Source organism: Brevibacterium sp. AGC70, assembly GCF_057334195.1.
Genome location: NZ_JBHFIH010000010.1, coordinates 109,089 through 131,946, shown reverse-complemented (window position 1 = coordinate 131,946; position 22,858 = coordinate 109,089). Strand labels below are relative to the sequence as shown.

Below are 22,858 nucleotides of genomic sequence, written 5' to 3'. Positions count from 1 at the left end.
GGTACTCACAGCCTCAGACCGTTCAGCCTACTTGTGGGCCCGCAGGTACTGCGTCGGCTTGTAGTCGATCTCGTGACGCAGTGCGGCTGCGGCGCGGATAGGGAAGTTGGGATCGCGCAGCGATTCACGGCCGAGGAGAATGACGTCGGCCTGCTCGGTCGCCAGAATGTGCTCGGCCTGGAACGGCTCGGTGATGAGTCCGACTGCAGCGGTGGGAATGTCGGCCTGCTTGCGGATTCCGGCAGCGAAGCTCGTCTGGTAGCCGGGGCCAACCGGGATCTTGGCCACGACGTTCGCACCAGTCGAAACGTCGACCAGATCAACCCCGTGGTCCTTCAACCACCCCGACAGCTGAGCCGTATCGTCAAGAGTCAGCCCGCCTTCGGTCCAATCCGTCGCGGATAGGCGCACGAGCACGGGAACGTCTTCGCCCACCTCGGCGCGGGTGGCGTCGACAACCTCGAGGAGGAAACGGGCCCTGTTCTCCGGGGTTCCGCCGTAAGAGTCGCTGCGGGTGTTGGACAGCGGGGAGAGGAACTCGTGGAGCAGGTAGCCGTGCGCGCCGTGGATTTCCACGAAGTCGAAACCAGCCTCCATCGACCTGCGAGCTGAGTCCGCGAAGGCAGTGACAGTCTCACCGATCTCTGCTTCGGTGAGCTCACGTGGCGTGTTCAGTCCGGGGAAGGCCACCGCGGAGGGCGCGAGAGTCTCCCAGCCGCCTTCGCTCTCGGACAGGCTGCCTTCATTGCCGTATCCCAAGTCGGGGTAAGTCGAGGCCTTCCGCCCCGCATGGGCGAGCTGGATTCCAGCCGCGGCTCCCTGCGAGTGCATGAAGTCGACGATCGGCACCAGAGCATCACGCTGCTCGTCGTTCCACATACCCAGGTCCCGCGGAGAGATCCGCCCTTCGGGGGTGACGCCTGCGGCTTCGACGATGATGGCGCCGGCGCCGCCCTTGGCCATCGATCCGTAGTGGACGAAATGCCATGGTGTGACAACGCCGTCAAGGTGGTCTGCCGAGTACTGGCACATCGGCGGCACCCAAGCACGGTTGCGGAAAGTCACGCCACGCAGGGTGAGTGGTTCGAACAGCAGGTTGGACATAAGACCTCGTGATCATCGGTAGTGGGCTCGAGTCGTGGATGCTGGACTCGAGATGAAGTACGAAGCTCCTCGTACTTCGACAGTTACCGTACTACGAAGAAAGACGTACAATCAAAGGACAGTGAAACAATGTGACAGGAAGATCACCGAGATGCTCAGACGAGGAGGCAGCACATGAGGACTCTTAACCACCCCGAACGGGATGAGATGCGACTCGACACCGTGCTCGCCGCGCTCGCCGACCCGATTCGCAGACACATCGCCTGCCGCCTGAACAGCACCGACGACGATCATGCCTGCGCTGCATTCGAGCTGCCGGTATCGAAGTCGACGTCGACCTATCACTTCAGAATCCTGCGCGAGGCTGGTGTGATCCGACAGGAGTACCAGGGCACGTCGATCATGAACTCGCTGCGCAAGGACGACCTCGACGCCCGCTTCCCCGGACTGCTCGACGCGGTCTTCACCGCCCAGAACATCGAAGGCGGAGCAGCAGTCGTTTCGGCCTGAGCCGCGGACCACACCCAAAGACGCGGACTGCAACCGGCCGCGTCACTCACTGCTTCGCCTGCCGCAGACAGCAAGCGCCGGGCGCACCACAGTCGACCGTTGACCACTGACTTCATTGCCCAGCACTCAATTTCTCTGATATGTTGCTTACACTGTAAACATTGATTACAGTGTAAACCTCGAGAGGCCTCGCGCTTCCTCGCACTAACAAAGGAAACTACCCATGGGCTTCATCGCTTACCTCGTCCTCGGCCTCATCGCCGGGGCTATCGCAAAGTTGATCCTGCCGGGACGTCAGGGCGGCGGCTGGATCGCCACCCTCATCCTGGGCGTCATCGGCGCACTCCTGGGCGGCTGGATCGGCAGCGCCGTGTTCGGCGCGGGAGTCAGCTCGTTCTTCGATATCTCCACTTGGCTGTGCGCCATCGGCGGTTCGCTGATCGTCCTCCTCGTCTGGGGGCTCATCACCGGCCGCAGTCGGGCCGCCAAGGCCTGAGGATCGATCCCCTCGATACCTCACATCCCCAGTGCACTCCGCGCCCCGAGCTCACCTGAGTTCGGGGCGCAGAGTCGTCTCCGGTGACCACAGGACCGCTAGGATGAATGGCGGCCGGGCCCGTTCTCGAATGTCCGCCGATTCACCGATGTGAGGAGATTCCATGATTCGCCGGCGTCTGAGTCGCACCGATGTCGTTCAGGCTGCAATCGCCTTCATTGACGACAACGGAGTCCAAGCCCTCACCATGAGACGGCTGGGTACCGCCCTCGGCGTCGAGGCCATGGCCCTGTACCGACATGTCCCCGGGCGCGAGGAACTCATCTCTGCGGCCGTCGGTGAACTCATCGACGATCTCTTCAATGACGATCTGATGCAGGAGAAGCCTTCGTCCTGGGAGGGCTATTTTCAATACGTTGCGAATGCGATGCGCAAGCTCGCACTGACCCATCCGAAGATGTTTCCCCTGATGATCACCCAACCGCCAGATGCCCCATGGCTGCGCCCACCCTTGCGCAGCATCCGCTGGGTCGACTATTTCCTCACGTCACTGAAGGGGTATGGATTCTCCGACGATCATGCTGTCAGCGCCTACAAGGCCTTCACCAGCTTCCTCCTCGGCGATCTTCTGCTCCAAGTATCTGCCCTCGGCGTCAGTCCAGTTCCGATAGCGGAGAACAGCAGCGACGAGCAGGACAACGAGAACCTTGGTGACTATCCGACGGTGCAACGGCTGCAGAGCAAACTCGCTGAGAACCATTCCGCTCGAGAGTTCGACGACGGACTCGACGACCTCATCGAACGACTCCGCACCGCGATGGACTCCTAGCGCCCTGCTCTCTTCCGTCCAGGCACCAATGGCCCTGAAGGAATAAAAGAGTTGTTCTACTGAGGAGCCGCTTACTCCCCCGCTGCAATCGCATCGATGGCAGCTGGGTCTGACGAGCGTCCGGGTCACAGATGAAGAACAGCATTGTCAGAAATCACTGAGCGACAATACCGCTGCCCCACCCCGAGTCCACAAGCAATCTCATGCATATGCCTCTGCGCTATGCGGCGGTATAACCTCCATCGATCGGTAAGACAGTTCCCGTGATATACGACGAGGCAGGCGAACCGAGAAAGAAGATCGGCTCCGCAATCTCCTCGGGTCGCGCAAGCCGCTGTAACGGAATTGAAGCCGCACGCAGCGCATAATACGCCTCGGGGTCTTCCTTCTTTTGGAACGCCGAATCGATCACAGGCGTCATTGTCAGCCCAGGTGCGGCGACGTTGACGCGAATGTTTTTCGACGCCAGTTCCAGGGCGGCCCCCTTGCCCAGCATGATGAGGCCGCCCTTCGCTGCGGAGTAGGCGACTTGTCCCGGCATGCCGACTAGTCCGAACCGAGAACTGACAAGCACGATCTGCCCTCCGGTCTCACGCATAGCGGGAACGACATGCTTTATTACGCTCATCACGCTGAGGACGTTCGCGCCAAGAACCTCAGTGGCCTCGGCTATCTCCAAGTCAGCGATCTCCCCATCGGCCTGAAGACCGTGGCAGGTAACGACCGTGTCGATCGGACCCAGTTGCTCAACAGCCATGCGCACGAGCCGCATGACGAAGTTCTCGTCCGACAGGTTTCCCGATAGATAGGTTTCGCCCGCTCGCTTCGATGCGGGGGCCTGCGCTCTCCTCCCAGTGAGGAAAACCCTGGCGCCGTCAGATCGAAAACGCTCAGCTGTCGCTGCACCGATCCCACTCGATGCACCCGTTACGATGACGTTTAATGGAGCGCCATTCGAACTCATATTCGTGTCTCGCAGCTCGTCTGATTCTCAATCGGAATGCTGTTTGGCAGTCCAACCACGCCGACTGGGTTACTGACCAGGTCGCCGAAGCTCTCCGACATTTCGCCAAGAGATTCACCTGGATGGTGATCGCTGCCGATCACTGCATTAAGCTCCGACACGATCGGCAACGCCCGCCAGAGTGTCTGTGTATGCGCTCGGTGCCGTGATCAGTGGGTCAAAACCACGCTCGATGTAGGCCTGGTGCTGAACACCGAGCTGAGCAGCGGGAATCCAGTCGTGCCACAGGTGCGCGGAGACATGCAATATGTCAGTCGGCTGAGCGTCGAGCTGATCGAACAGATATCTGAACGCCGCCTTGTGGGGCTTATACGCCTGCACCTGCTCTGCCGTGAGAATTCGATGAAGTTCAACGCCCAACCTATCGGAGTTCTTTCTGACGAGCGCATCGCTATGATTCGTGAGGACTACTAGTGGGTATTTTGCCGAGAGACGCTGCAGTGGTTCGACGACATCATCGTGCGGTCCCCAAGTGCCCAGCGCGTCGAGCAGCCGATCGACGTCGGACTGCCTGAACTGAATGCGCCACTCATTGCACGCAAGCTGCCAAGCGTCACGAATGATGACGGGATAATCTCGATATGTTCCGATGATCTCGTTCTCGCGGTGATTTCGGAAGCTCACAACGAACTGGTCCACGTCCTCCGGCTGGATCCGATCCGCGACCAACATTTGAGCTTCTCGGGTCCAATCGAGTTTTATCAGGGTCCCCATCATGTCGAAGGTGATGTATTTGGGAGTCAGCTTTTCTTTCATGAGTGTCATACTCCATTCTGATTCTAGATTTTACATATGGCAGTGCGATGAAATTGAGTCATGGGATTCTCGGCAATGGAATCAATGCTGGCGCAACCTAGATCCCGATTTCGTTTTCCGACTGGGTCGTTCTACCTACTGGAACGTTGCGGAGGAAATATGATCGATTTCGGTGCGCTCAGTTCGTGCATTGCGTACTTCACACCTTCACGCCCTGTCCCCGAACGACCAAAGCTTCCGAAAGGCATTGAGTCTATTCGAAAATCTGATGTCTCATTGATGAGCACTGCCCCCGCGCTGATTCTCTCTGCCAGTGCCAGACAGATTTCAAGGCTGAAGCTGAATATGCCAACTTGCATTGCCTGCCCTGACGCTTCAATGCGTTCGGGAAGCAAAGTCCAATCGTCAAAGGAGACGATGTTCAACACTGGGGAGAAACACTCGTCGGTGAAGACGGATGATTCTTCATCGACAGAGGTAAGAACTGTTGGTCGCACAAACCGCCTTTCAGACCCGCCTCCTGTGCGCAGCTGAGCACCACGGCTCACTGCATCCTCTACACGATCAGTGAAAGCTTCGACAGCTTCGTCCGAGATCACCGGTCCCACGTTGGTGCCGCTGTCGAACTTGGTACCGACAGACAGAGCCTTCGTCATATCCACGACCATTTGAGTAAATGGCTCCGCTACCTCACGCTGAACATAGACTCGTTGCACCGAGAGGCAGTTCTGTCCGGCTGCGCTGAACGCTCCGGCGACGCAGGCTCGTGCAGCGTCCGCAAGATCGGCATCCTTCGCCACAATTACAGCGTTGTTGCCGCCGAGTTCCAGGAGCACCTTTCTGCCCCTGGCATTCTCAGAAATCCGAATCCCGACTTCTTCTCCTCCTGTGAACGTAATCGCGTCGACGTACGAGTCCTCGACAAGTGCTTGACCTGTGGTCGCATCACCGGGGAGTATCGAGATGGCGCCCGCCGGCGCACCCGACTCATGCAGCAAGCGTGCCAACATTAGTGCGCTGAACGGAGTCTGTTCTGCTGGTTTGACGACAACCGCATTGCCTGCTGCCAGGGCTGGGCCGACCTTGTGTGCCACAAGGTTAAGAGGATCGTTGAACGGGGTGATTGCTGCGACGACGCCCAGTGGGCAGCGAGAATAGTACCCGGAACGTCCAGCGCCGCGTTCATCTGCGCTCAGGTTGAGAGTCTCACCTACATGATTGTCGATGGCCCTCGCTGACAAGCGTAGAGTCTGCACGGCGCGCTCTACTTCTTGTCGCGCCTCGGAAATGGTCTTGATACCTTCGGCAGCGATGATGAGAGCCGCATCATGGCTCGAAGCTTTTAACTTCGACGCGGTCAGATCCAACACTGCCTGTCGTTCCCACGGCTCCCAGCTGCTCGTGAGGGATTGGTGCGCAGACGTAGTAGCACGACGGACCAGCGACGCGGAAGAGTTCTCTACTCGGCCCAAAGGCACGTCTGACTCAACTTCTCGTACCTCTAGAGGATCGGACACAGGAACAATTTCCCCGTTGAGGAAAGCCCCGCCCGGGATCATTTCTCGGATGGTCTCTGCAGCCGCTTGAACTGTCACAGGGGGATTGACACTGCCGGGTTGGATTGACATGATGCACCCTCTATTTCACTTTGTCGATGACTTTGGCCGCACCGCCGATGAAGGGCAGAAACCATGGCCACCCGAAGTGACCAGGAACGGGTGGGAAAGCAAGATCTTCCCACATGTTGCTATCCGTTTCGCCCAGAATCAGTCGTGCCATTTCTCTACCGTTGTGCGCTGCCATCTGAACGCCGTGCCCGCTGTATCCAAGCGAATAGTAGATGCCGTCGTGCTTGCCCGAATGCACCATCTGGTCCATCATCAGATCGACCATCCCGCCCCATGAATAGTCGATTCGAACATGCTTGAGATAAGGAAAGACTTCAGACAGGGCCTTGTGAAGAATTTGGGTGCTTTTGACATCGGATTTCGGATTCGACGGCGCAAAGCGTGCTCGCCCGCCGAACAGCAGTCGGTTATCCGGGGTGATCCGGAAATAGTAGGTGAGCATTTTAGAATCCGACGCTTGTCGCCTGTTGGGCAGTACGCGGCGAACTTGCTCGTCGGTGAGCGGTTCCGTAACGACAATGAAGCTTCCGACAGGGATGACTCTTCGCTGCAGCCATCCAAACGGCTTCTCCGTATAGCCACTCGTACCGACGAAGACGTCACGGGCAAGCAAGCTTCCACGTGTAGTCTCCACTTGCCTATATGGGGAGTTGGGACCGTCGACGCTGAGGACTTCCGCGTCCTCACAGATGACAACTCCGGCGCTTTCAGCCGCCTGCAAAAGGCCGTTGACGAACTTCTGCGGATGTATCTCAGCGCCGCGTGGGTCGACTAGACCACCTTGGTATGCTTCTGAGCCCAATTCGGTATGAATGGAATCCTTGTCCAACAGAGTCAGCTCGGGATAGTCGGGAATTTCCCGTATCAGTTCAGCGGTCTTCTCCAGGCCGGCCTGATGCGACGGTCGGTAGGCCAGGGAGAGCTTTCCCGAGCGTTTGAAGTCGCAATCTATTGCGTGCTCGCGTACCAGGTCCTCAATTGTGTTGATTGCGCGATCGTACTCGAGAAACATTTCGAACGCGCGTTGCTTGCCATATCTTTGCACCGCCGTCCCAAGGCCGAGCGCCAACCCAGTGGTTGCCATCCCGCCGTTCCGACCGGAAGCTCCCCACCCAATGGTGTTCTTCTCGAGCAGAGCGACCGAGGCTCCCTTCTTTGCCAGTTCGAGCGCTGCAGAGAGCCCGGTGAATCCGCCACCGATGACGGCGACGTCGACCGTGCTGGGAACAGCGGTACGGCGATGGTCGTCGACTGGCGTGGCAGTGTCGTGCCAGTAACTGATGTGCTTCATGGGTAACCTCAGATGCCGAGCATGGTGTTGACTTCGTCCAACGAACGAACCGTGTGATAGTTGTAGGCACGAGCGTGCGGGTCAAATCCCCGATCGAGATAGACCTTGTTCGGGAATCCCAGATCTTCAGCCGGCATGAGATCGTATCTCGTGTGTGATGACACGTGTAAGAAGTCCTCCGGAGCAGCATCCAATGTTTCCAACATGTACTCGAACGCCTGGTAGCGAGGCTTGTACGCGTGAGCTTGCTCTGCTGTGAGGACTGCGTGGAAGTCGACGCCGAGGTGACTGACCGACCTCTCCAGATGATCGTCGTCAGCGTTGGAGAGGATCACAAGTTTGTAGCTGTTGCCCATGTGAGTGAGGGGAGCGACAATGCCATCGTTCGCACCCCAAGAGGCGACCGCGTCACCTAGCTTGCTTCCGGCATTCGGATCCGATTCGATGTTGAACCGTCGGCATGCTCGGTCATAGGAGTTCTGCAGGACTGTGTTGTAAGGAAGGTAATCCCCGCACACAGCGTCATATCGGTATTTGCTGAACCGATATGTGAACTCCTTGAACTGCTCCTCCGACAGCTGTCCAGCAGTCAGTTCGTGGGCTACCGGGTTCATCTGCCAATTGACGAGGGTTCCGTAATTGTCGAAAGAGACATATTCGGGACGGATCTGGAATTGAGCCACTTCTTCCTCCATTGGTAAGCGTTGTCATCGGTCGACGACGTGTGGTGTTTGCGAGCGTAGCAACGAACTTCCAGGTTGTCGACCGTCGCCAATCGACTGTTGACATGTGATGTGTGTCATCTTACGCTGGCACAATCACGTGGATCAGAAACGAGGGGATGGCGATGTTCAAGGCTGAGTTGAATCGGGAAACAGTGGGCGAACAGATTGTTCAGTCGCTGCGAAACGCGATCATCGCCGGGTCCCTCAAAGAGGGCGAGATTCTCACTGAGTCTGCATTGTCGAAACAACTGGGAACCTCCCGTTCCCCCATTCGCGAAGCCATGCAGCAGCTGCGCCGCGAGGGCCTCATCGTTTCCGGCCCGAATCGCAGCATGATCGTCACGTCTCTCGATGACGACGACATCGCAGAGCTGTACGAGTACCGAGCGGTGCTTGAACGCTTTGCGATCGGGAAGATCTGTCGGCTAGGCGACGACGAGCGAGCGGTCGTAATCAGCCAACTCGAAGCGGCCATTGACCGGCTGCGCGTCGCAATCGGCAAATCTGATGAATACGAGATTTCGACGGACGACCTGGCATTTCACAATGCGCTGATAGAAGCGGCCGGTAATCGACGGTTGAGTCAGACCTACCGCGGACTGAGCGTCGAATTCCTAACGTTGATCAATCGCTTAGAGATCTTCCGACCGTCAGGAGACGAGCTGATTGACGATCACCAAGAGCTCGTCGACGCAGTTCGTGACGGAGACGCAGATCGCGGCGTAGAACTGATCGATTCGCATCTCGACTCCGCCTCCGCAAACTTGACGCGCGACCGCAAAGAAGCGAACAAGGAACGCTAAAAGCACCTAACTGCCAAGGAGAAGCACAATGAAGTGGAAGACTCTGATCATCGGGACAATGTCCCTCGGCCTTATGGCGGGGCTCTCGGGATGCGATCCAGAAGCTGCAGCTCGCGACGAAGGTAAATCTGAGGCTCAAGAACAAACAAACGACGCAATGGACGTCTCAGAAGTCACAGTGGATGACGAGGCGGCTGCACTTGTGCCAGACGAAGTCAAAGACCGAGGAGTCCTCAGGTCGGCGATGGATCTCCACTACCCACCGACGAGTTTTAAGAACTCCGGAAGCAACGAGGCACTCGGATTCAACGCCGACTTCACTCGACTGCTTGCCGCGCGCCTAGGACTTGAGGTCAAATTCAGCAACGTCACGTTCGACACGATTATCACTGGCATCGAGGCTGGCCGATACGACATCAGCGCCCACAATTACAGTGCCACACCTGAGCGCCTCAAAGCCGTGGATATGGTCAGTTATTGGAATTCCGGATCGTCGTTCGTCGTTCTGTCCGGAAATCCGGGCAATTTGGACGCCAATAACCTATCCGTGTGCGGCAAGAAGATTGCCGTCCATAAAGGGAGCACACAGGTCGACAAGCACCTACCGGAAATCAATGACAAATGCGAGGAAGCTGGCAAAGCCGCGACGGAACAAGTCCTCTTGCCCGAGGTTCAGAGCTCGATGACGCAGCTGGTCTCCAAGCGAGTCGACGCAGTCTTTGCCGATACTCCACAACTTGCCTGGGCCGCTGCCGAAAAGCCTGACAAGTTCGAACTCCTCAAACCGCAGTACGAGAAAGCAGACGGCAGCGACATAGTCTCTGTCGCATTGCCCAAAGACTCAGACCTCACCGAAGCAGTGGAAGTAGCGACGAAACATCTCGTGGATACAGATGAATACTCCGAGGCGCTTTCCAGGTGGGAGCTGGACTCCGGCGCGATCGACGCCTCCGCCGTCGGGAAGCAGTGATCTCATGACGGAGCAACTCAGCATCGAATCGCCGGCGATGGACGAACAGATCAATAAACCTCGTATTACTCGACGGACGAAGACGGAGAAGACCGGGTGGGTCATCCTCGCCGTCGTGCTCCTCCTGATCATCTACACTTTGATCGCCAATCCAAACTTCGAGTGGCCGACTGTCGGACGATATTTCTTTGGATTTCCAATCCTGAAGGGCCTGTTGCTGACTATCGTCCTGACGTTTGTGTCAATGGCGCTGGGAACATTCATCGGACTGATCCTTGCTGTCTTCAAGATCATGGACATCAAGCCGATCACTATCCTCGTCGACCTATATCTCACATTCTTTCGCGGTACACCGATCCTCGTGCAGCTGATTTTCTGGTTCAACATTGCCGCATTGTTCCCCAACCTGTTCTTGGGCGTCCCGTTCACCGAGCTCGGGTGGGACATCGATGTCAACCGTTACATGACTCCGTTGGTTGCGGCTGTCATCGGATTGTCACTCAATGAAGGCGCGTACACCGCCGAAAACATTCGCGGAGGGTTCCTGTCGGTGAACAGGGGCCAGTTGGAAGCTGCAGATTCTCTCGGATTCAGCGAATGGACGAAGATCACTCGAATCATCATTCCGCAATCACTTCCGACGATCATCCCTGCTACAGGCAACCGCCTCATCGGAATGTTCAAAGAGACCACGCTTGTCAGCATCCTCGGCGTCGCCGATCTCTTACAGAGTGTCCAGCTGATCTATTCGCGCAATTACGAAACGATTCCACTGCTCATCGTCGCATGCCTGTGGTACTTGATCATCACTCTCGCTCTGAGCTACCCGCAGAAGAAGATTGAAGACAGGTATTCGAAACACAAGAACTCGGGTGGAAAAGTCGCAATCGGCACCGAAAGGGTGAAAATCGGATGAACGATTCAGATCAGGGCGATGAGAAGGGCCTGGTTGAAATGGTTTCGGTGACGAAATCGTTCCACGGAAAAACTGTCCTCAAAGAGATTTCAGCGACAGTCACCCCCGGCACGGTCACAACTCTCATAGGACCCAGCGGATCCGGAAAATCGACTCTTCTTCGTTGCATCAATGGCCTCGAACCCATTGACTCAGGTGTCCTCCGGGTTAATGGCGAGCATATCGGAGTAGTTGAGAGAGCTGACGGTTTCTACTCGCTTAACCGCAAGAAGCGAGCTCTGCAGAGAGTCTCAGTGGGGCTGGTCTTCCAGCACTTCAATCTCTTCAGCAATTTTACGGCGCTGGAGAATGTCACTATCGCTCCGATCCAGGTGCTCAAACGTTCGAAGGCCGAGGCCAGCGAAATTGCACGAGGCTACCTTGATCGGGTGGGAATGCTCGACTGGGCCGAGCACTACCCCTCGCAGCTATCAGGCGGTCAACAGCAGCGCGTTGCGATTGCCAGATGTTTGGCGATGGAACCGGACGTGCTGCTATTTGACGAGCCTACGAGCGCTTTGGACCCTGAGCTGGTCGGCGAAGTCCTTGACGTGATCCGCAAAATCTCAGCTTCGGGAAGAACGATGGTTCTGTCAACCCATGAGATCGGTTTCGCGCGTCAGATCGCCGACCAGATCATCTTCCTTGACGGAGGAAGAGTATGTGAAACAGGTACTGCCGAACAAGTTCTCGACAATCCGAAGCAGCAGCGCACGCAGAAGTTCTTGGAAAGGGTGTTAGCATGACCGATCAGCAGGCAGAGGTCGTGGTCATCGGTGGCGGAACGATGGGGAGCATGATCACCTGGAGATTGAGTGCTCAAGGCCACAAAGTCATCTGCATCGAGGCGGACAGTGTGGCTCACTCTCGCAGCGCGGTCGCCGGAGACTCTCGACTCTTCAGAAGGTCATACCGCGGGGAAATAGAGCTTGATGGAGTTCTGTCGATCGCTGAGCAGCAGTGGAAGGATCTGAACTCTGCCGCAGGAGAGGACATCTTCGTCAATTGCGGAGGTCTGTACATTGGCAACAGCGACGGAGACTACCTAACTGAACTCGTGGAGTGCTGCAGGCGAAACCACCTGGATTATGAGATCCTGTCTGCTGCCGAGACCCGCCGGCGTTTCCCCCAGCATCGGGTCGGCGATCACGAAACTGCACTGTTCGAACCCAGCGCAGGTTTTCTCCGGACTGAACGTGCCGTGCATGCGGCTTTCCGTCTCGCAGAAAACGAAGGGGCGACGGTTCTCTCAAACGCACCAGTGCGATCAGTTCAAGAATCCAACAACCAGGTCATTGTCGGGCATGATCGCGGAACGATCACAGCCGATTCTGTCGTCATCGCTGCGGGGACCGGCTCGCCAACACTCTTGCCGGCGCTTTGCGATCATTTGGAGCCCCGGCGAGAAATTCTCACGTGGTTTCCGGTGCTCGAGCCTCAGGATTTCGACCACTCGAAGTTTCCGATCTTCGTTCACATTGATGGCGAGTTCAGCGCATACGGTGCCCCGTCTCTCGACGGATCGACGTTGAAATCGACCCTCGACGGCAGAGCAAAACCTATCAGTGAGTACCCCGATCATCGGTATGTGCTGACCTCCGACGAAATTTCAGAGTCTGAGGCCACAGCTGCGAAATTCTTCAACGATATTCTTCCCAAGGTCTCCCGACAAGAATGTCTCTCCGACCTGTACACCTCCGATCGGCAAGCTATTGTCGGACGAGTACCGGGAAAGGTGAGGACATTCGTCGCCACAGGGTTCTCCGGTACAGGGTTCAAGATGTCAGCCGGAGTCGGTGAGATGTTCGCCCGTTCCTATTCCGATGGAACAGATCTGCCGAACTTCTGGAACCCAGCTCGATTCGCCTGAAGCCGTTTCAATTGATCATTGCCCACTCCCCCGTGAGAGCTTTGTACCCTGCTCGATCATGAGTGAGTTTCAGGCTTCGAGCCAACTCATGCCACCTTTCCTGGGCTCGAGAATGATGTCGAGCAGGAGATCGAGCCTTCGAAGTTGCGCCGCATATCTATTTAATGGCCTGCGGCGCAACTCGGTGAAGTGAGAAGTCGCTTACTCCCCCGCCGCAATCGCGTCGATGGCTGCAGGGTCCGAAGACCGCAGGAACTCTTCGATCCGAGCGGCCTCTTCGCCTTCGCCGATCGCGCCCGCAGCACGACCCAGAGCGTTGAGTGCGCGCAGGAATCCGCGGTTGATCTCATGCTTCCACGGGATCGGACCAGCTCCGCGCCATCCGGCGGCACGCAGGGAATCGAGGCCACGGTGGTAACCGACGCGAGCATAGGCGTAGGAGTCCACGAGGCGGCCCTCGCTGTGTGCTTCATCGGCCAGAATCGCCCAGGCCAGGGATGAGGCGGGCAGGCTGGCGACGATGTCGATGGGCTCTTCGCCGGCGTCGAGGCGCTTCTTGGCTTCAACGTCCGCGTGGTCATCGGGCAGATAGGTCGGCTGGGGGCCGAGCTGCGCGGCGTCGAGGTTCCCGATGTGCGATGGGTTGCCGATGGGCTGTGTCATGTCATCTCCTGATCATTGAACTGGTGCAGGGTTTTCAGTTGGACTTCACTTCTGAGGGCTGGATGGAATACGGGTTGGTGCTCAGGGCTCCGTAGATCCCAGCGTCGGCAAGTTCCTTGAGCTGCTTCTCGTCCTTGACTCCGGTGGCCCAGACCTTGAGATTCGACCCGGTCCATTTTGCCGCCGTCGCCGCGTCCACGGCAATCATCGTATATCCCGAAGAGGACAAGGACTCCGACGCGGATGCGGTCGGATCACCTGTGAACATCACCGCCACCTCGGCGTCGGATGCGGCCTTGGCGACCTCGGCGTCATCGGTGCGCACGATCGTCGAATCGGCGATGTCCGCCTCGGCGATCTTCTTCAGCACCGGGGTCGCCACCTCGGGTGATTCGATGAGGGGCATGAGCACAGTGGCTCCAGCCATCTCATCGACCATCTGGTCCCAGGTGATGGGCTCACCGGGTGCGGTGTTCTTGCGCGGAGGCTTGATGTCCTGGCCCAGGAACGAATCACGATCCAGCGAGGCCAGGTCGTCCTTGAGCTCCATCGCCTTAGGCGCGGCCTTCGGATCCGCGGCGACGATGGTGCCATCGCCCAGTTCCGACAGGGTCGGTGCGGGCAGGTAACCGAACTTCGCGTTCTCGGTGAAGGCGAATTTGGAGTTCGCCGGGTAGACCTCGGAACCACCGTCGAGGGCAGCGACCACGGGCTTGTTGAGCGAATCCACGGTCAAGTGGTCCTTGCTGCTGAACATGTTGAACACGACGACGGCGACGACCGCGATGACGACGATGATGCCGGCCCACAGAGGTGCGTTGAATTTCTTCGGCGCCGGACGCTCGGGCACCGGATCGCGTCCGGTCTCGAACGACTCCTCGGCAGTCTGTGCGCGGGTGCTCTGTTCACGTTCGCTGCGACCGTACCGACGATTCTTCTTGCTCAACGACTGCCGTCTTTCGTCGATCCGGCGCCGGTGACCAGGCCCCGCAGGAACCCGGCACCCCAGCACAGGTGCATGGTGGGCAGGATGAGCCCGAACCAGGCGCGTTCGCGTCGTCCGCAGTCCTTAGCCGCTGAGGCGGTCGCAAGGATTGCCGACACGTATCCCAAGCTGGGCACGTGGACCAGAGAGGTGAAGCGGCGCAGGAATTTCGGCCATGTCTTCGTGCGACCGGTGAGCTGCAAGAGGGCTTCGATGACGCTGGCGGCTATCCCGAGGACCAGTATTGGTGGCGCGAAGTAGCGCAGCGAGTTGGCCGATCCGTAGCGACGGATGAGTTCAGCGCGCCAGATGCCGGTGGCCCAGAACTGTTGGGAGATCTTCGACCAGGAATCCCGAGGCCAATAGGTGACCTCCATATTCGGGTTGAACCAGATGCGCCCGCCTGCCGTGCGGATGCGCAGGTTGAGTTCCCAGTCCTGTCCGCGTTTGATGCCTTCATCGAACCCGCCGAGGTGGTCGAAGACCTCACGACGGTAGACACCGAGGTAGGCCGACTCGGCCTCGCCCGCTTCGTCCCCGGAATGGTAAGCAGGACCGCCGAGGCCGACGGGTGACATGTAGGCCCTGGCCACTGCCTTCTGGAAGGAGGTGCGTCCGCGGGCGAGCATGAGTCCCCCGCAGTTCGCGGCCTGTGTCTGGCGCAGGGTGTCGATTGCCTGCTCGGTGTAGTCGGTGCGCAGCCCGGAGTGTGCGTCGACGCGGATGATGACCGGGTGATGAGTCGCGGCGATGGCCAGGTTGAGGCCGATCGGCGTAGCCGCCTGCGGATTGTCAACGGTCTGGATCCTCGGATCGTTGGCCGCCATGTCCGCGATGATGCGGTTAGTGTCATCGGTCGAGGGTCCGAGAGCTAGGACGATTTCCTTGTCTCCCTCGTAGTCTTGGGCCAGGATCGTGGTGATCGCCTTGGCGATGTGCTCGGCCTCGTTGAGCACCGGCATGATGAAGGAGACACCGGGGCGTTCGGCCAGTGGCGGCAGACCCTCCGGCGTCAGGATCTCAAGAATTTTCGACACGCCTCCAATCTTCCCACACGCCAGCGGCATCGATCTTGAGGGGTTGCTCAGGAGCGGCCGTGAGCATCAAGGCTTGTGCGCCCGCATGCATTCAGCGTAGATTTGAAATATAGGACATCAGACGTCTTATGTATCAATCGGGATCTGCATCGACGCGGTCCCGTTCGGACTCACGTGAGGAGGGAGCATGGACGCTCCGGGACTCGGCGGCCTGAATTGGGCCGTAATCATCATCTATCTGTTGGCAACGCTGGGAATCGGGGTCTGGTTCACCCGCAAGGCGAGCGCCGGAACCGATTCCTTCTTCAAAGCCAACGGCCGCATCCCTGCCTGGGCAGCAGGCTTCAGCATCTATGCGACGACGTTGTCTGCCATCACCTACATGTCCACGCCTGAGCAGGCCTTCCTCACCGACTGGTCCTATGCGGCCGGCAATGTCGCCATCTTCGCGATCGTGCCGCTCCTCGTCCTGTTCTACATCCCCTTCTTCCGCAAACTCGACGTCACCACTGCCTATGAGTACCTCGAGGAACGCTTCGGCCCCACCATCCGTGTCCTCGGATCGGCCCTCTTCGTGCTCTTCCACATCGGACGTGTGGCCATCGTCGTCTATCTGCCGACACTGGCCATCAGCTCGGTGACCAATATCAGCCCTGTGCTCGTTGCCGCCGCGGTCGGCGTTCTCTCCGTCGTCTACACCTTCCTCGGCGGTATCGAAGGCGTCATCTGGTCCGACGTGGTCCAAGGGATCATTCTCCTCGTCGGTGCAGCCGTGATTCTCATCTTCGGCATCGCCGCCCTCGATGGGGGTCTGGCCACAGTCGCCGCCGACGCGGCAGCAGACGACAAGTTCATCTCGGCCGACAATTGGAAGTTCGGCGGAGCGGCGGCTGCCATCCCGATCGTCTTCCTCGGCTCCGTGTTCAACAATCTCCATCAGTACACCGCCAGCCAGGATGTGGTCCAGCGCTATCAGACGACCGATTCCCCCAAGAGCACGATCCGGTCCCTGATCGTCAACGGGTTCCTCGCGCTGCTGACCATTCCTCTGTTCTACGGAATCGGCACCGTCCTCTACAGCTACTACCAGCACGCCGAGGCTCTGCCCTCCGGTTTCAACACCTCAGCTTTGGTGCCCTACTTCGCCGTCACCGCGCTGCCGGCAGGCATCTCGGGTCTGCTCATCGCCGCGATCTTCGCGGCCGCACAGTCGACGATCTCGTCGAGCCTGAATTCGATCTCCGCGTGCGTCACGGTCGACATCAGGGATCGGTTCTTCCCGCCCAAGAACGGCCCGGCACGCACGGGCGTCGGCTTCTCCCGACTGGTCATCATCATCGTCGGAGCGATCTCGGTCGGAGTCGCCCTCTACCTGTCCGCGACCGACCAGGCCCAGACCTGGGACCTCTTCCTGTCCATCACGGGACTCTTCGGGGTTCCCCTCGCCGGTGTCTTCGCTCTCGGCATCTTCACCAAACGAGCCAACAGCGCCGGAGTGCTCAGCGGACTGGTGCTCGGTGCCGCTGTCGCCTGGTACGTCCAGGACGTCGCGGGTCTGACACCTTTCGCAGTCTCGGCCGTGGCCTTCGTCGGCGCCGTCGTCTTCGGCTACGTCATCTCCCTGTTCACCGGGGCCCAGAACCGTCGCGCCGACCACGACGTGACGGCCCTGACGATCCACGGCAAACGTGACCAGTACACGCGTCTCATCCCAACATCCCCGACGACAACCTCGGCGGGGGACAGCAACAACATCAAGCAAGGACAGACCAATGAGTGAATTCCACGGCATCATCCCCCCACTGCTGACCCCACGCACCGAAAGCGGAGAGCTGGACCGCGAGGGCACTTCGGCCCTCGTCGATCATCTCGTTGACAGCGGGGTCCACGGCATCTTCGTTCTCGGCTCATCAGGCGAGGTCCCCTATCTCACTGCGAGCGAACGCGATCAGGTACTGGAAACCGCGCTTGAAGCTGCCAACGGTCGGGTCCCGATTCTGGTCGGCATCAGCGAGCAGACGACCGGCCGCGTGCTCGACGAGGCCGATCGACTGCTCTCGATCGGCGGAGACGCCGCCGTGGTCACCACCCCCTTCTACGCCCTCTCCGATGCCGCCGAGATCGAGCGGCACTTCCGCACGGTTGCCGAACGCCTCGACGTTCCGGTCTTCGCCTACGACGTCCCTGTGCGCACCCATTCCAAACTGCCCCATGACGTCACCGTGCGCCTCGCCCTCGAGGGTGTGCTGGCGGGCGTCAAGGATTCTTCGGCCGATGACGTGTCCTTCCGTCACCTGCTCATCGAGACCAAAGATCTTCCCGACTTCGCGGTCTTCACCGGCCACGAGGTGGTCGCCGACGGTGCGCTCCTCGGCGGCGCTGCCGGCATCGTCCCGGGTCTGGGCAATGTTGATCCGGCCGGATACGTTCGCCTCTTCGACGCCGCCCGAGCTGGTGACTGGATGACGGTCGCAGCCGAGCAGGACCGCTTGGCCCGACTGTTCCAGATCACCGCCGCGCCCACTCCTGGACGCGTCTCCCCCGGTGCAGCTGGCCTCGGAGCATTCAAAACGGCCCTGGCGCTCATGGGCGTCATCGCCTCCAACCGCATGGCCGAGCCGATGCTCGCACTCGATGCAGAGGAGACCAACCGCGTCAGGGAGGTCATCTCCGCCGAGGGGCTTCTGTGACCTCAGCTGCCATCGTCGCCGTCGATGTCGGAGGCACGAAGATCCGTGCCGGTTCCGTCATCGACGGGGTCCTGGACCATCTCCGGGAGGTGCCGACGCCCGCAGCCGCTGGTGCTCGCGCCATCCTCGACTCCATCGCCGAGGTGGTTCGCGGGGTCATCAGCGACACCGACGTATCGACCGTGGGTGGACCCACCCCCGCTTGGAAGGTCGGCATCGGGTCCGCCGGGGTCATCGATCCCGAATCGGGAACCGTCGTCTCGGCCACGGACTCCCTCTCCGGTTGGGCAGGGACAGCGTTGACGTCCGAGATCACGGAGCGTCTCGGAGTCGAGACAAGAGCCGTCAACGATGTCCATGCTCATGCACTCGGGGAGGCCCTGTCCGGTGCCGCCTGCGGAACCCAAAGCTCGCTGCTCGTGGCCGCGGGAACGGGCATCGGCGGCGGATTCATCACGGACAACCGACTGCTCACGGGCCGCCAGGCGGCTGCGGGACACATCGGTCACGTTCCGGTCGCCGCCGCGCAGGGTCTGCCCTGCCCCTGCGGGGGCCAGGGACATCTTGAAGCGATCGCCTCCGGGCCTGCTGTTCTCTCGGCCTACCGTCGAGCAATCGGCGAACGAAGCCCGGGTGGGCCACAGGTGACCACGACGCGTGAGTTGGCCGAAGTCGCCCGTTCCGGGGACCCATCGGCGAAACGTACGTTCGAGCAGGCGGGCCGAGCCTTGGGCACTGCCCTGGGCGGTGTGGCCAATGTGCTGTCTCCGGAGGTCATCGTCATCGGCGGCGGCCTTTCGGGAGCCGGTGAACTGTGGTGGATCCCGCTGCGCGAGGCGTTAGCGGCCGAACTCATTCCCGCTGTTCGCGGGCTGCCCCTCCGCCCGGCACAATTGGGACAGGACGCGGCCCTGATCGGCGCGGCGAGCCTGTGGTCGACCGGCCGCGGATCCGGCAGGGACACCATCAGCAGCGACACCTACGGGCCCACTATGACCACCGGCGAGGAGCCCCAGTGATGTTGACCAAGCAGGAGATCGTCGATTCCCTCCGCGGAGGTCTCATCGTCTCAGCCCAGGCCTACCCGGGTGAACCCATGCGGGACCCTCGCACGATGGCTCAGGTCGCGGCCTCCGCTGTGCGCGGCGGTGCGGCCGCCGTGCGCATCCAAGGCATCAGCGACATCCAGGCCACACGGTCCGCCGTGGAGACTCCGATCATCGGCCTGTGGAAGGACGGTTCCTCCGACGTCGTCATCACACCGACCTTCCAGCACGCGCACGCCGTGGCTTTGGCCGGCGCTCAGGTGATCGCGCTCGATGGCACTCGCCGAGCGCGCCCGGACGGACTGAGCCTGGCGCAGACCATCGCACGTCTGCGTGAGGAGACGAATGCCCTGGTCATGGCCGATTGCGGCAGTCTCGAGGATGCACGTGTCGCGGCCGCCGCCGGTGCTGACTTCATCGGCACCACCCTGGCCGGATACTCGGGTGAGCGCCCGCCGACGACCGGTCCGGATCTTGAGCTTGTGCGTGAGATCCGGGAAGCGGATCTGGGACCGATGCTTGTCGCCGAAGGTCGCATCCATTCACCGGCCGATGCGGCAGCGACCTTGGCCGCCGGTGCCGAAGCCGTGGTCGTGGGCACAGCGATCACCCATCCAACGACGATCACGTCCTGGTTCGTCGACGCCTGCCGGGATCGCTGACTGCAGGCCCTGAGATCAGAGCCTCTGTCCCTCGAGTTTGCTCGCGTATGTGTGTCGGTAATAGTCGCCCAACTGCAGTCGAGACGCGGCCGCGTCGTCGACGAGGATCGTGACATGGGGATGCATCTGCAGCACGGTGGCAGGCCACATCGATGACACCGGACCTTCGACCATCTGGTGCACTGCCTCTGCCTTGTGACCCCCGGTAGCGATGAGCACGAGGTGACGGGCTTCGAGAATCGTTCCCAGGCCCTGAGTCAGGCAGTGCTGCGGGACTGCGTCGACATCATCATCGAAGAAGCGAGCATTGTCGATCCGCGTCTGCCGGGCCAAGGTCTTCACCCGCGTCCGTGAGGACAGGGACGATCCGGGTTCGTTGAAGGCGAGGTGACCATCGGTGCCGATGCCGAGGATCTGCAGGTCGATTCCCCCAGCCTCGGCGATGGCACGGTCATAATCCGCCGCGGCCGCACCGAGGTCTGCAGCCGTCCCATCCGGGCCCTGCACAGCACCCTCGGCGAAGTCCACACGGGAGACGAACTCGGCGTCGATCACATTGCGGTAGCACTGCGGATGCGAGGCCGGCAGCCCCACATACTCGTCTAGCATGAAGCCGCGAACCCCGGCGAACGAGAGTCCGTCCTGCTCGTGACGCTGCGTCAGCTCATCGTAGACGCTGAGCGGACTCGATCCGGTTGCTAGGCCCAGCACGGATGAGGGCTCCTCGCGGACGAGACGCTCGATTGCGTCGGCGACGAGCGTGGACAGCTCGTGTTCAGGGGCAATGATGACTTCCATCAGTTCTCTTCTCTCAAACGACGTCGCGGTCGAGGGCTCGGGCAATCGGGTCATAGTGGATTGTGATCGCAGCGTGGAAGGCCTCGACATCTCCAGATTGGGCTGCTTCCAGCATCTGACCGTGCGCTTGTGCGGTCTGTTCCAGATCGGCGGCCACGGCGACATTGAGCCGGGGAAGCACTGCCGTGTGCACGTCCCAGAAGGCGGCGACGAGCTGGCCGACGAGAGAATTGTCCAAGGCCGACAGCAGTCCCGTATGGAAGGCCCGATCCTGCTGGGGAAACGACTTCCCGTCCTTGGCCATGGCGACCATGTCGTCGACGAGCGCTGAGAGCTCAGGGTTCGTTGTGCCCTGCAGACTTCTCACTATCGCCTCGGACATTCCGAAGTCGAGGGCCCGGCGGACTTCGACGACGTCCCGCAGTGCTCGCAGGTCATCGCCGGGACTGAGCACTCCGCGGAAGACCAGAGCCTCGACGAGCGCATCGAGGGTCATCTCGCCGACGTAGGTTCCGTGCCCGTGCCGGACGTCGACGATGTCGAGCGTCGACAGCTTGCGGATGGCTTCCCTGACATTCGATCGGGAGACGCCGAGGCGGTCGCACAGTTCCCCTTCGGTGGGCAGGAGATCGCCGGGTCTGAGCCCATCGGAGAGAATGAGATCCTTGATCCGATCAGATGTCGTTGTCTTCGCCATCCTCGCCCTCCACAGATCGTCTAGCACCGGACCTCCATTATACGTCTGACATCAGATGTACTGCCACCGATTGATTTTGAGAACCCTTACACAGCACCCGCCGTTGTCACTAGAGTGGTCAGCAACAGATGTTGTCCGAAGCACCGCACCTACCCAAGCTCGGAGGAGCCATGGAAATTCTCACCGGCGGCGTCATCGTCGTCATCGTCATCGTCCTCATTCTTGCCGTCCTGCTGTTCGGCAAGCTGAGGACCAGCTTGTTCTTCACGGTCAAGACGCAGGAGAACATCGTCGTCGAGCGATTCGGCAAGTTCAAGAAGGTTGCGAAGCCGGGCCTGAATTTCAAGATGCCGCTCGTCGAAACCACCAGCAAGCCGATATCTCTGCGAGTTCAGCAGCTTGAGGTCAACATCGAGTCGAAGACGAGCGACAACGTCTTCGTCACCGTTCCGGTGGCCGTTCAATACGTCGTGGAGGAAGACAACGTCACCGACGCCTACTACAAGCTGGCGAATTCCGAGGAGCAGATCCGATCCTATGTCTTCGACACCGTGCGTTCCGCCCTGTCGGGACTGACTCTGGACACGGCCTTCGAGTCGAAGGACGATATCGCTGAAAACGTCGAACGTCGCCTCTCGGAATCGATGCGCCGGTACGGGTTCAAGATCGTGAGCACCCTGGTCACGGACATCACCCCGGACTCGAAGGTGCGCGACTCCATGAACTCGATCAATGCCGCACAGCGCGATAAGGTCGCCGCGCAGTCCCTGGCCGAGGCCGACAAGATCAAGCGAGTCACCCAAGCTCAGGCCGAATCCGAAGCGATGCGACTGCACGGCGTGGGCGTGGCCGCTCAGCGTAAGGCCATTGCCGAAGGTATCGCCGAACAGTACGCGAAGCTGCAGGAAGTGGGTATCGACAAGACTGCCGAGCAGCTGCTCATGATGACCCAGTACTTCGACACCATGCAGAACGTGGCCCAGGAGGGCCGCTCGAATGTGCTGTTCATGCCCTCAAACCCGGGCGGCCTGGGCGAGATGACGCAGGAGATCAGGAACACCCTCTTCGCGGCCAACGCATCCGAGGATGCGAAGAACACCACTGGGCTGCACGGAGCCACCGGGCCCCAGTCTCAGCAGCAGTCTGTGTCGAAGGCGGCGCAGAGCGCACGAGCTGACACGAAGTCGGCCCTCGACCGCGCCGCCCAGCAGGCGCGCACCGAAGACTGGAATTCACCCGCCGACGATGCCTGAGGCGAACAGCCTGCGGCAGGTCTTCTGAAACGACCATCTGATATGCGCAGACGGGGGGGGGGGGGG

The 22,858-nt window shown here is 59.9% G+C and carries 24 protein-coding genes; 13 read left to right on the top strand and 11 right to left on the bottom strand.

The genetic code is table 11. The features are described from left to right. Positions 1–27: 27 nt before the first annotated feature. Entirely contained in the window at positions 28–1,104 is a 1,077-nt protein-coding gene (locus ACE03M_RS08140; RefSeq protein WP_143923602.1) for an NADH:flavin oxidoreductase/NADH oxidase, read from the bottom strand. A 174-nt stretch (positions 1,105–1,278) separates the two neighbouring features. Between ACE03M_RS08140 and ACE03M_RS08135 the strand changes: the two genes are divergently transcribed. From ACE03M_RS08135 to ACE03M_RS08125, 3 genes are all read left to right on the top strand, one after another. Beyond that, a complete protein-coding gene (locus ACE03M_RS08135; RefSeq protein ID WP_485933481.1) occupies positions 1,279–1,614 on the top strand; it encodes an ArsR/SmtB family transcription factor in 336 nt (111 codons plus the stop codon). A 223-nt stretch (positions 1,615–1,837) separates the two neighbouring features. After that, complete coding sequence (locus ACE03M_RS08130) at positions 1,838–2,110, top strand: GlsB/YeaQ/YmgE family stress response membrane protein (RefSeq protein WP_485933479.1); 273 nt, start codon at positions 1,838–1,840, stop codon at positions 2,108–2,110. A 163-nt stretch (positions 2,111–2,273) separates the two neighbouring features. Then, complete coding sequence (locus tag ACE03M_RS08125) at positions 2,274–2,939, top strand: TetR/AcrR family transcriptional regulator (RefSeq protein WP_485933477.1); 666 nt, start codon at positions 2,274–2,276, stop codon at positions 2,937–2,939. 220 nt (positions 2,940–3,159) lie between these two features. On the opposite strand, the gene ACE03M_RS08120 is transcribed toward ACE03M_RS08125, so the two are convergent. From ACE03M_RS08120 to ACE03M_RS08100, 5 genes are all read right to left on the bottom strand, one after another. Further along, complete coding sequence (locus ACE03M_RS08120) at positions 3,160–3,903, bottom strand: SDR family NAD(P)-dependent oxidoreductase (RefSeq protein ID WP_485933476.1); 744 nt, start codon at positions 3,901–3,903, stop codon at positions 3,160–3,162. A gap of 147 nt (positions 3,904–4,050) precedes the next feature. Further along, entirely contained in the window at positions 4,051–4,719 is a 669-nt protein-coding gene (locus tag ACE03M_RS08115) for a haloacid dehalogenase type II (RefSeq protein WP_485933475.1), read from the bottom strand. Positions 4,720–4,850: 131 nt separating this feature from the next. Continuing rightward, entirely contained in the window at positions 4,851–6,278 is a 1,428-nt protein-coding gene (locus ACE03M_RS08110; protein ID WP_485933518.1) for an aldehyde dehydrogenase family protein, read from the bottom strand. 79 nt (positions 6,279–6,357) lie between these two features. Beyond that, positions 6,358–7,638, bottom strand: a complete 1,281-nt coding sequence (locus tag ACE03M_RS08105; RefSeq protein ID WP_485933474.1) for an NAD(P)/FAD-dependent oxidoreductase — start codon at positions 7,636–7,638, stop codon at positions 6,358–6,360. 8 nt (positions 7,639–7,646) lie between these two features. Then, the gene (locus ACE03M_RS08100) at positions 7,647–8,321 is read right to left on the bottom strand and encodes a haloacid dehalogenase type II (RefSeq protein ID WP_485933473.1); all 675 of its coding nucleotides are present in this window, start codon (positions 8,319–8,321) and stop codon (positions 7,647–7,649) included. A 158-nt stretch (positions 8,322–8,479) separates the two neighbouring features. On the opposite strand from ACE03M_RS08100, the gene ACE03M_RS08095 reads away from it, so the two are divergent. The 5 genes from ACE03M_RS08095 to solA are packed head-to-tail and all read left to right on the top strand — an operon-like array spanning position 8,480 to position 12,961. Next, complete coding sequence (locus tag ACE03M_RS08095) at positions 8,480–9,166, top strand: GntR family transcriptional regulator (protein ID WP_485933472.1); 687 nt, start codon at positions 8,480–8,482, stop codon at positions 9,164–9,166. A 28-nt stretch (positions 9,167–9,194) separates the two neighbouring features. Continuing rightward, on the top strand, positions 9,195–10,136 hold the full coding sequence (locus ACE03M_RS08090) for an ABC transporter substrate-binding protein (protein ID WP_485933471.1): 942 nt from the start codon (positions 9,195–9,197) through the stop codon (positions 10,134–10,136). 4 nt (positions 10,137–10,140) lie between these two features. Continuing rightward, positions 10,141–11,052 carry an amino acid ABC transporter permease gene (locus ACE03M_RS08085; RefSeq protein WP_485933469.1) on the top strand — a complete coding sequence of 304 codons (912 nt, stop codon included), beginning with the start codon at positions 10,141–10,143 and terminating at the stop codon, positions 11,050–11,052. Next, a complete protein-coding gene (locus ACE03M_RS08080) occupies positions 11,049–11,837 on the top strand; it encodes an amino acid ABC transporter ATP-binding protein (protein WP_485933468.1) in 789 nt (262 codons plus the stop codon). The genes ACE03M_RS08085 and ACE03M_RS08080 overlap by 4 nt, the downstream gene beginning before the upstream one ends. Further along, positions 11,834–12,961 (top strand): N-methyl-L-tryptophan oxidase, encoded by a 1,128-nt coding sequence (gene solA / locus ACE03M_RS08075; protein ID WP_485933467.1) that lies wholly within the window; start codon positions 11,834–11,836, stop codon positions 12,959–12,961. The genes ACE03M_RS08080 and solA overlap by 4 nt, the downstream gene beginning before the upstream one ends. 201 nt (positions 12,962–13,162) lie before the next feature. On the opposite strand, the gene ACE03M_RS08070 is transcribed toward solA, so the two are convergent. From ACE03M_RS08070 to ACE03M_RS08060, 3 genes are read right to left on the bottom strand one after another with little or no spacing between them, the layout of a single operon-like run. Further along, on the bottom strand, positions 13,163–13,624 hold the full coding sequence (locus ACE03M_RS08070) for a DUF3151 domain-containing protein (protein WP_235343630.1): 462 nt from the start codon (positions 13,622–13,624) through the stop codon (positions 13,163–13,165). A gap of 34 nt (positions 13,625–13,658) precedes the next feature. Continuing rightward, the gene (locus ACE03M_RS08065) at positions 13,659–14,570 is read right to left on the bottom strand and encodes a hypothetical protein (RefSeq protein ID WP_485933466.1); all 912 of its coding nucleotides are present in this window, start codon (positions 14,568–14,570) and stop codon (positions 13,659–13,661) included. Then, positions 14,567–15,646, bottom strand: coding sequence for a glycosyltransferase family 2 protein (locus ACE03M_RS08060; protein WP_485933465.1), 1,080 nt, complete (start codon positions 15,644–15,646; stop codon positions 14,567–14,569). Before ACE03M_RS08060 ends, ACE03M_RS08065 begins: the two co-directional genes overlap by 4 nt. Positions 15,647–15,833: 187 nt before the next feature. On the opposite strand from ACE03M_RS08060, the gene ACE03M_RS08055 reads away from it, so the two are divergent. Genes ACE03M_RS08055 through ACE03M_RS08040 form a run of 4 tightly spaced genes read left to right on the top strand, consistent with a single transcriptional unit; the run spans position 15,834 to position 20,044 of the window. Next, on the top strand, positions 15,834–17,426 hold the full coding sequence (locus ACE03M_RS08055) for a sodium:solute symporter family protein (protein WP_485933464.1): 1,593 nt from the start codon (positions 15,834–15,836) through the stop codon (positions 17,424–17,426). Continuing rightward, complete coding sequence (locus ACE03M_RS08050; protein ID WP_485933462.1) at positions 17,419–18,336, top strand: dihydrodipicolinate synthase family protein; 918 nt, start codon at positions 17,419–17,421, stop codon at positions 18,334–18,336. Before ACE03M_RS08055 ends, ACE03M_RS08050 begins: the two co-directional genes overlap by 8 nt. Next, on the top strand, positions 18,333–19,355 hold the full coding sequence (locus ACE03M_RS08045) for an ROK family protein (RefSeq protein ID WP_485933461.1): 1,023 nt from the start codon (positions 18,333–18,335) through the stop codon (positions 19,353–19,355). Before ACE03M_RS08050 ends, ACE03M_RS08045 begins: the two co-directional genes overlap by 4 nt. Then, the gene (locus ACE03M_RS08040; protein WP_485933460.1) at positions 19,355–20,044 is read left to right on the top strand and encodes an N-acetylmannosamine-6-phosphate 2-epimerase; all 690 of its coding nucleotides are present in this window, start codon (positions 19,355–19,357) and stop codon (positions 20,042–20,044) included. Before ACE03M_RS08045 ends, ACE03M_RS08040 begins: the two co-directional genes overlap by 1 nt. Positions 20,045–20,059: 15 nt before the next feature. On the opposite strand, the gene nagB is transcribed toward ACE03M_RS08040, so the two are convergent. Both nagB and ACE03M_RS08030 read right to left on the bottom strand, forming a co-directional pair. Next, positions 20,060–20,842: a glucosamine-6-phosphate deaminase gene (gene nagB, locus ACE03M_RS08035; protein WP_485933459.1), complete on the bottom strand. Its 783-nt coding sequence runs from the start codon at positions 20,840–20,842 to the stop codon at positions 20,060–20,062. Positions 20,843–20,855: 13 nt separating this feature from the next. Continuing rightward, the gene (locus ACE03M_RS08030; RefSeq protein WP_143923723.1) at positions 20,856–21,539 is read right to left on the bottom strand and encodes a FadR/GntR family transcriptional regulator; all 684 of its coding nucleotides are present in this window, start codon (positions 21,537–21,539) and stop codon (positions 20,856–20,858) included. Between the two features lie 170 nt (positions 21,540–21,709). Between ACE03M_RS08030 and ACE03M_RS08025 the strand changes: the two genes are divergently transcribed. Next, positions 21,710–22,792, top strand: coding sequence for an SPFH domain-containing protein (locus ACE03M_RS08025; protein ID WP_143923616.1), 1,083 nt, complete (start codon positions 21,710–21,712; stop codon positions 22,790–22,792). Positions 22,793–22,858 lie beyond the last annotated feature (66 nt).

Coding starts and splice junctions, on each gene's coding strand:
- ACE03M_RS08090 (WP_485933471.1), top strand. CDS start 9,195: ATGAAGTGGAAGACTCTGATCATCGGGACAATGTCCCTCGGCCTTATG.
- ACE03M_RS08055 (WP_485933464.1), top strand. CDS start 15,834: ATGGACGCTCCGGGACTCGGCGGCCTGAATTGGGCCGTAATCATCATC.
- ACE03M_RS08070 (WP_235343630.1), bottom strand. CDS start 13,624: ATGACACAGCCCATCGGCAACCCATCGCACATCGGGAACCTCGACGCC.
- ACE03M_RS08080 (WP_485933468.1), top strand. CDS start 11,049: ATGAACGATTCAGATCAGGGCGATGAGAAGGGCCTGGTTGAAATGGTT.
- ACE03M_RS08030 (WP_143923723.1), bottom strand. CDS start 21,539: ATGGCGAAGACAACGACATCTGATCGGATCAAGGATCTCATTCTCTCC.
- ACE03M_RS08050 (WP_485933462.1), top strand. CDS start 17,419: ATGAGTGAATTCCACGGCATCATCCCCCCACTGCTGACCCCACGCACC.
- ACE03M_RS08105 (WP_485933474.1), bottom strand. CDS start 7,638: ATGAAGCACATCAGTTACTGGCACGACACTGCCACGCCAGTCGACGAC.
- ACE03M_RS08135 (WP_485933481.1), top strand. CDS start 1,279: ATGAGGACTCTTAACCACCCCGAACGGGATGAGATGCGACTCGACACC.
- ACE03M_RS08120 (WP_485933476.1), bottom strand. CDS start 3,903: ATGAGTTCGAATGGCGCTCCATTAAACGTCATCGTAACGGGTGCATCG.
- ACE03M_RS08125 (WP_485933477.1), top strand. CDS start 2,274: ATGATTCGCCGGCGTCTGAGTCGCACCGATGTCGTTCAGGCTGCAATC.
- ACE03M_RS08095 (WP_485933472.1), top strand. CDS start 8,480: ATGGCGATGTTCAAGGCTGAGTTGAATCGGGAAACAGTGGGCGAACAG.
- ACE03M_RS08130 (WP_485933479.1), top strand. CDS start 1,838: ATGGGCTTCATCGCTTACCTCGTCCTCGGCCTCATCGCCGGGGCTATC.
- ACE03M_RS08025 (WP_143923616.1), top strand. CDS start 21,710: ATGGAAATTCTCACCGGCGGCGTCATCGTCGTCATCGTCATCGTCCTC.
- ACE03M_RS08040 (WP_485933460.1), top strand. CDS start 19,355: ATGTTGACCAAGCAGGAGATCGTCGATTCCCTCCGCGGAGGTCTCATC.
- ACE03M_RS08115 (WP_485933475.1), bottom strand. CDS start 4,719: ATGAAAGAAAAGCTGACTCCCAAATACATCACCTTCGACATGATGGGG.
- nagB (WP_485933459.1), bottom strand. CDS start 20,842: ATGGAAGTCATCATTGCCCCTGAACACGAGCTGTCCACGCTCGTCGCC.
- ACE03M_RS08085 (WP_485933469.1), top strand. CDS start 10,141: ATGACGGAGCAACTCAGCATCGAATCGCCGGCGATGGACGAACAGATC.
- ACE03M_RS08140 (WP_143923602.1), bottom strand. CDS start 1,104: ATGTCCAACCTGCTGTTCGAACCACTCACCCTGCGTGGCGTGACTTTC.
- solA (WP_485933467.1), top strand. CDS start 11,834: ATGACCGATCAGCAGGCAGAGGTCGTGGTCATCGGTGGCGGAACGATG.
- ACE03M_RS08110 (WP_485933518.1), bottom strand. CDS start 6,278: ATGATCCCGGGCGGGGCTTTCCTCAACGGGGAAATTGTTCCTGTGTCC.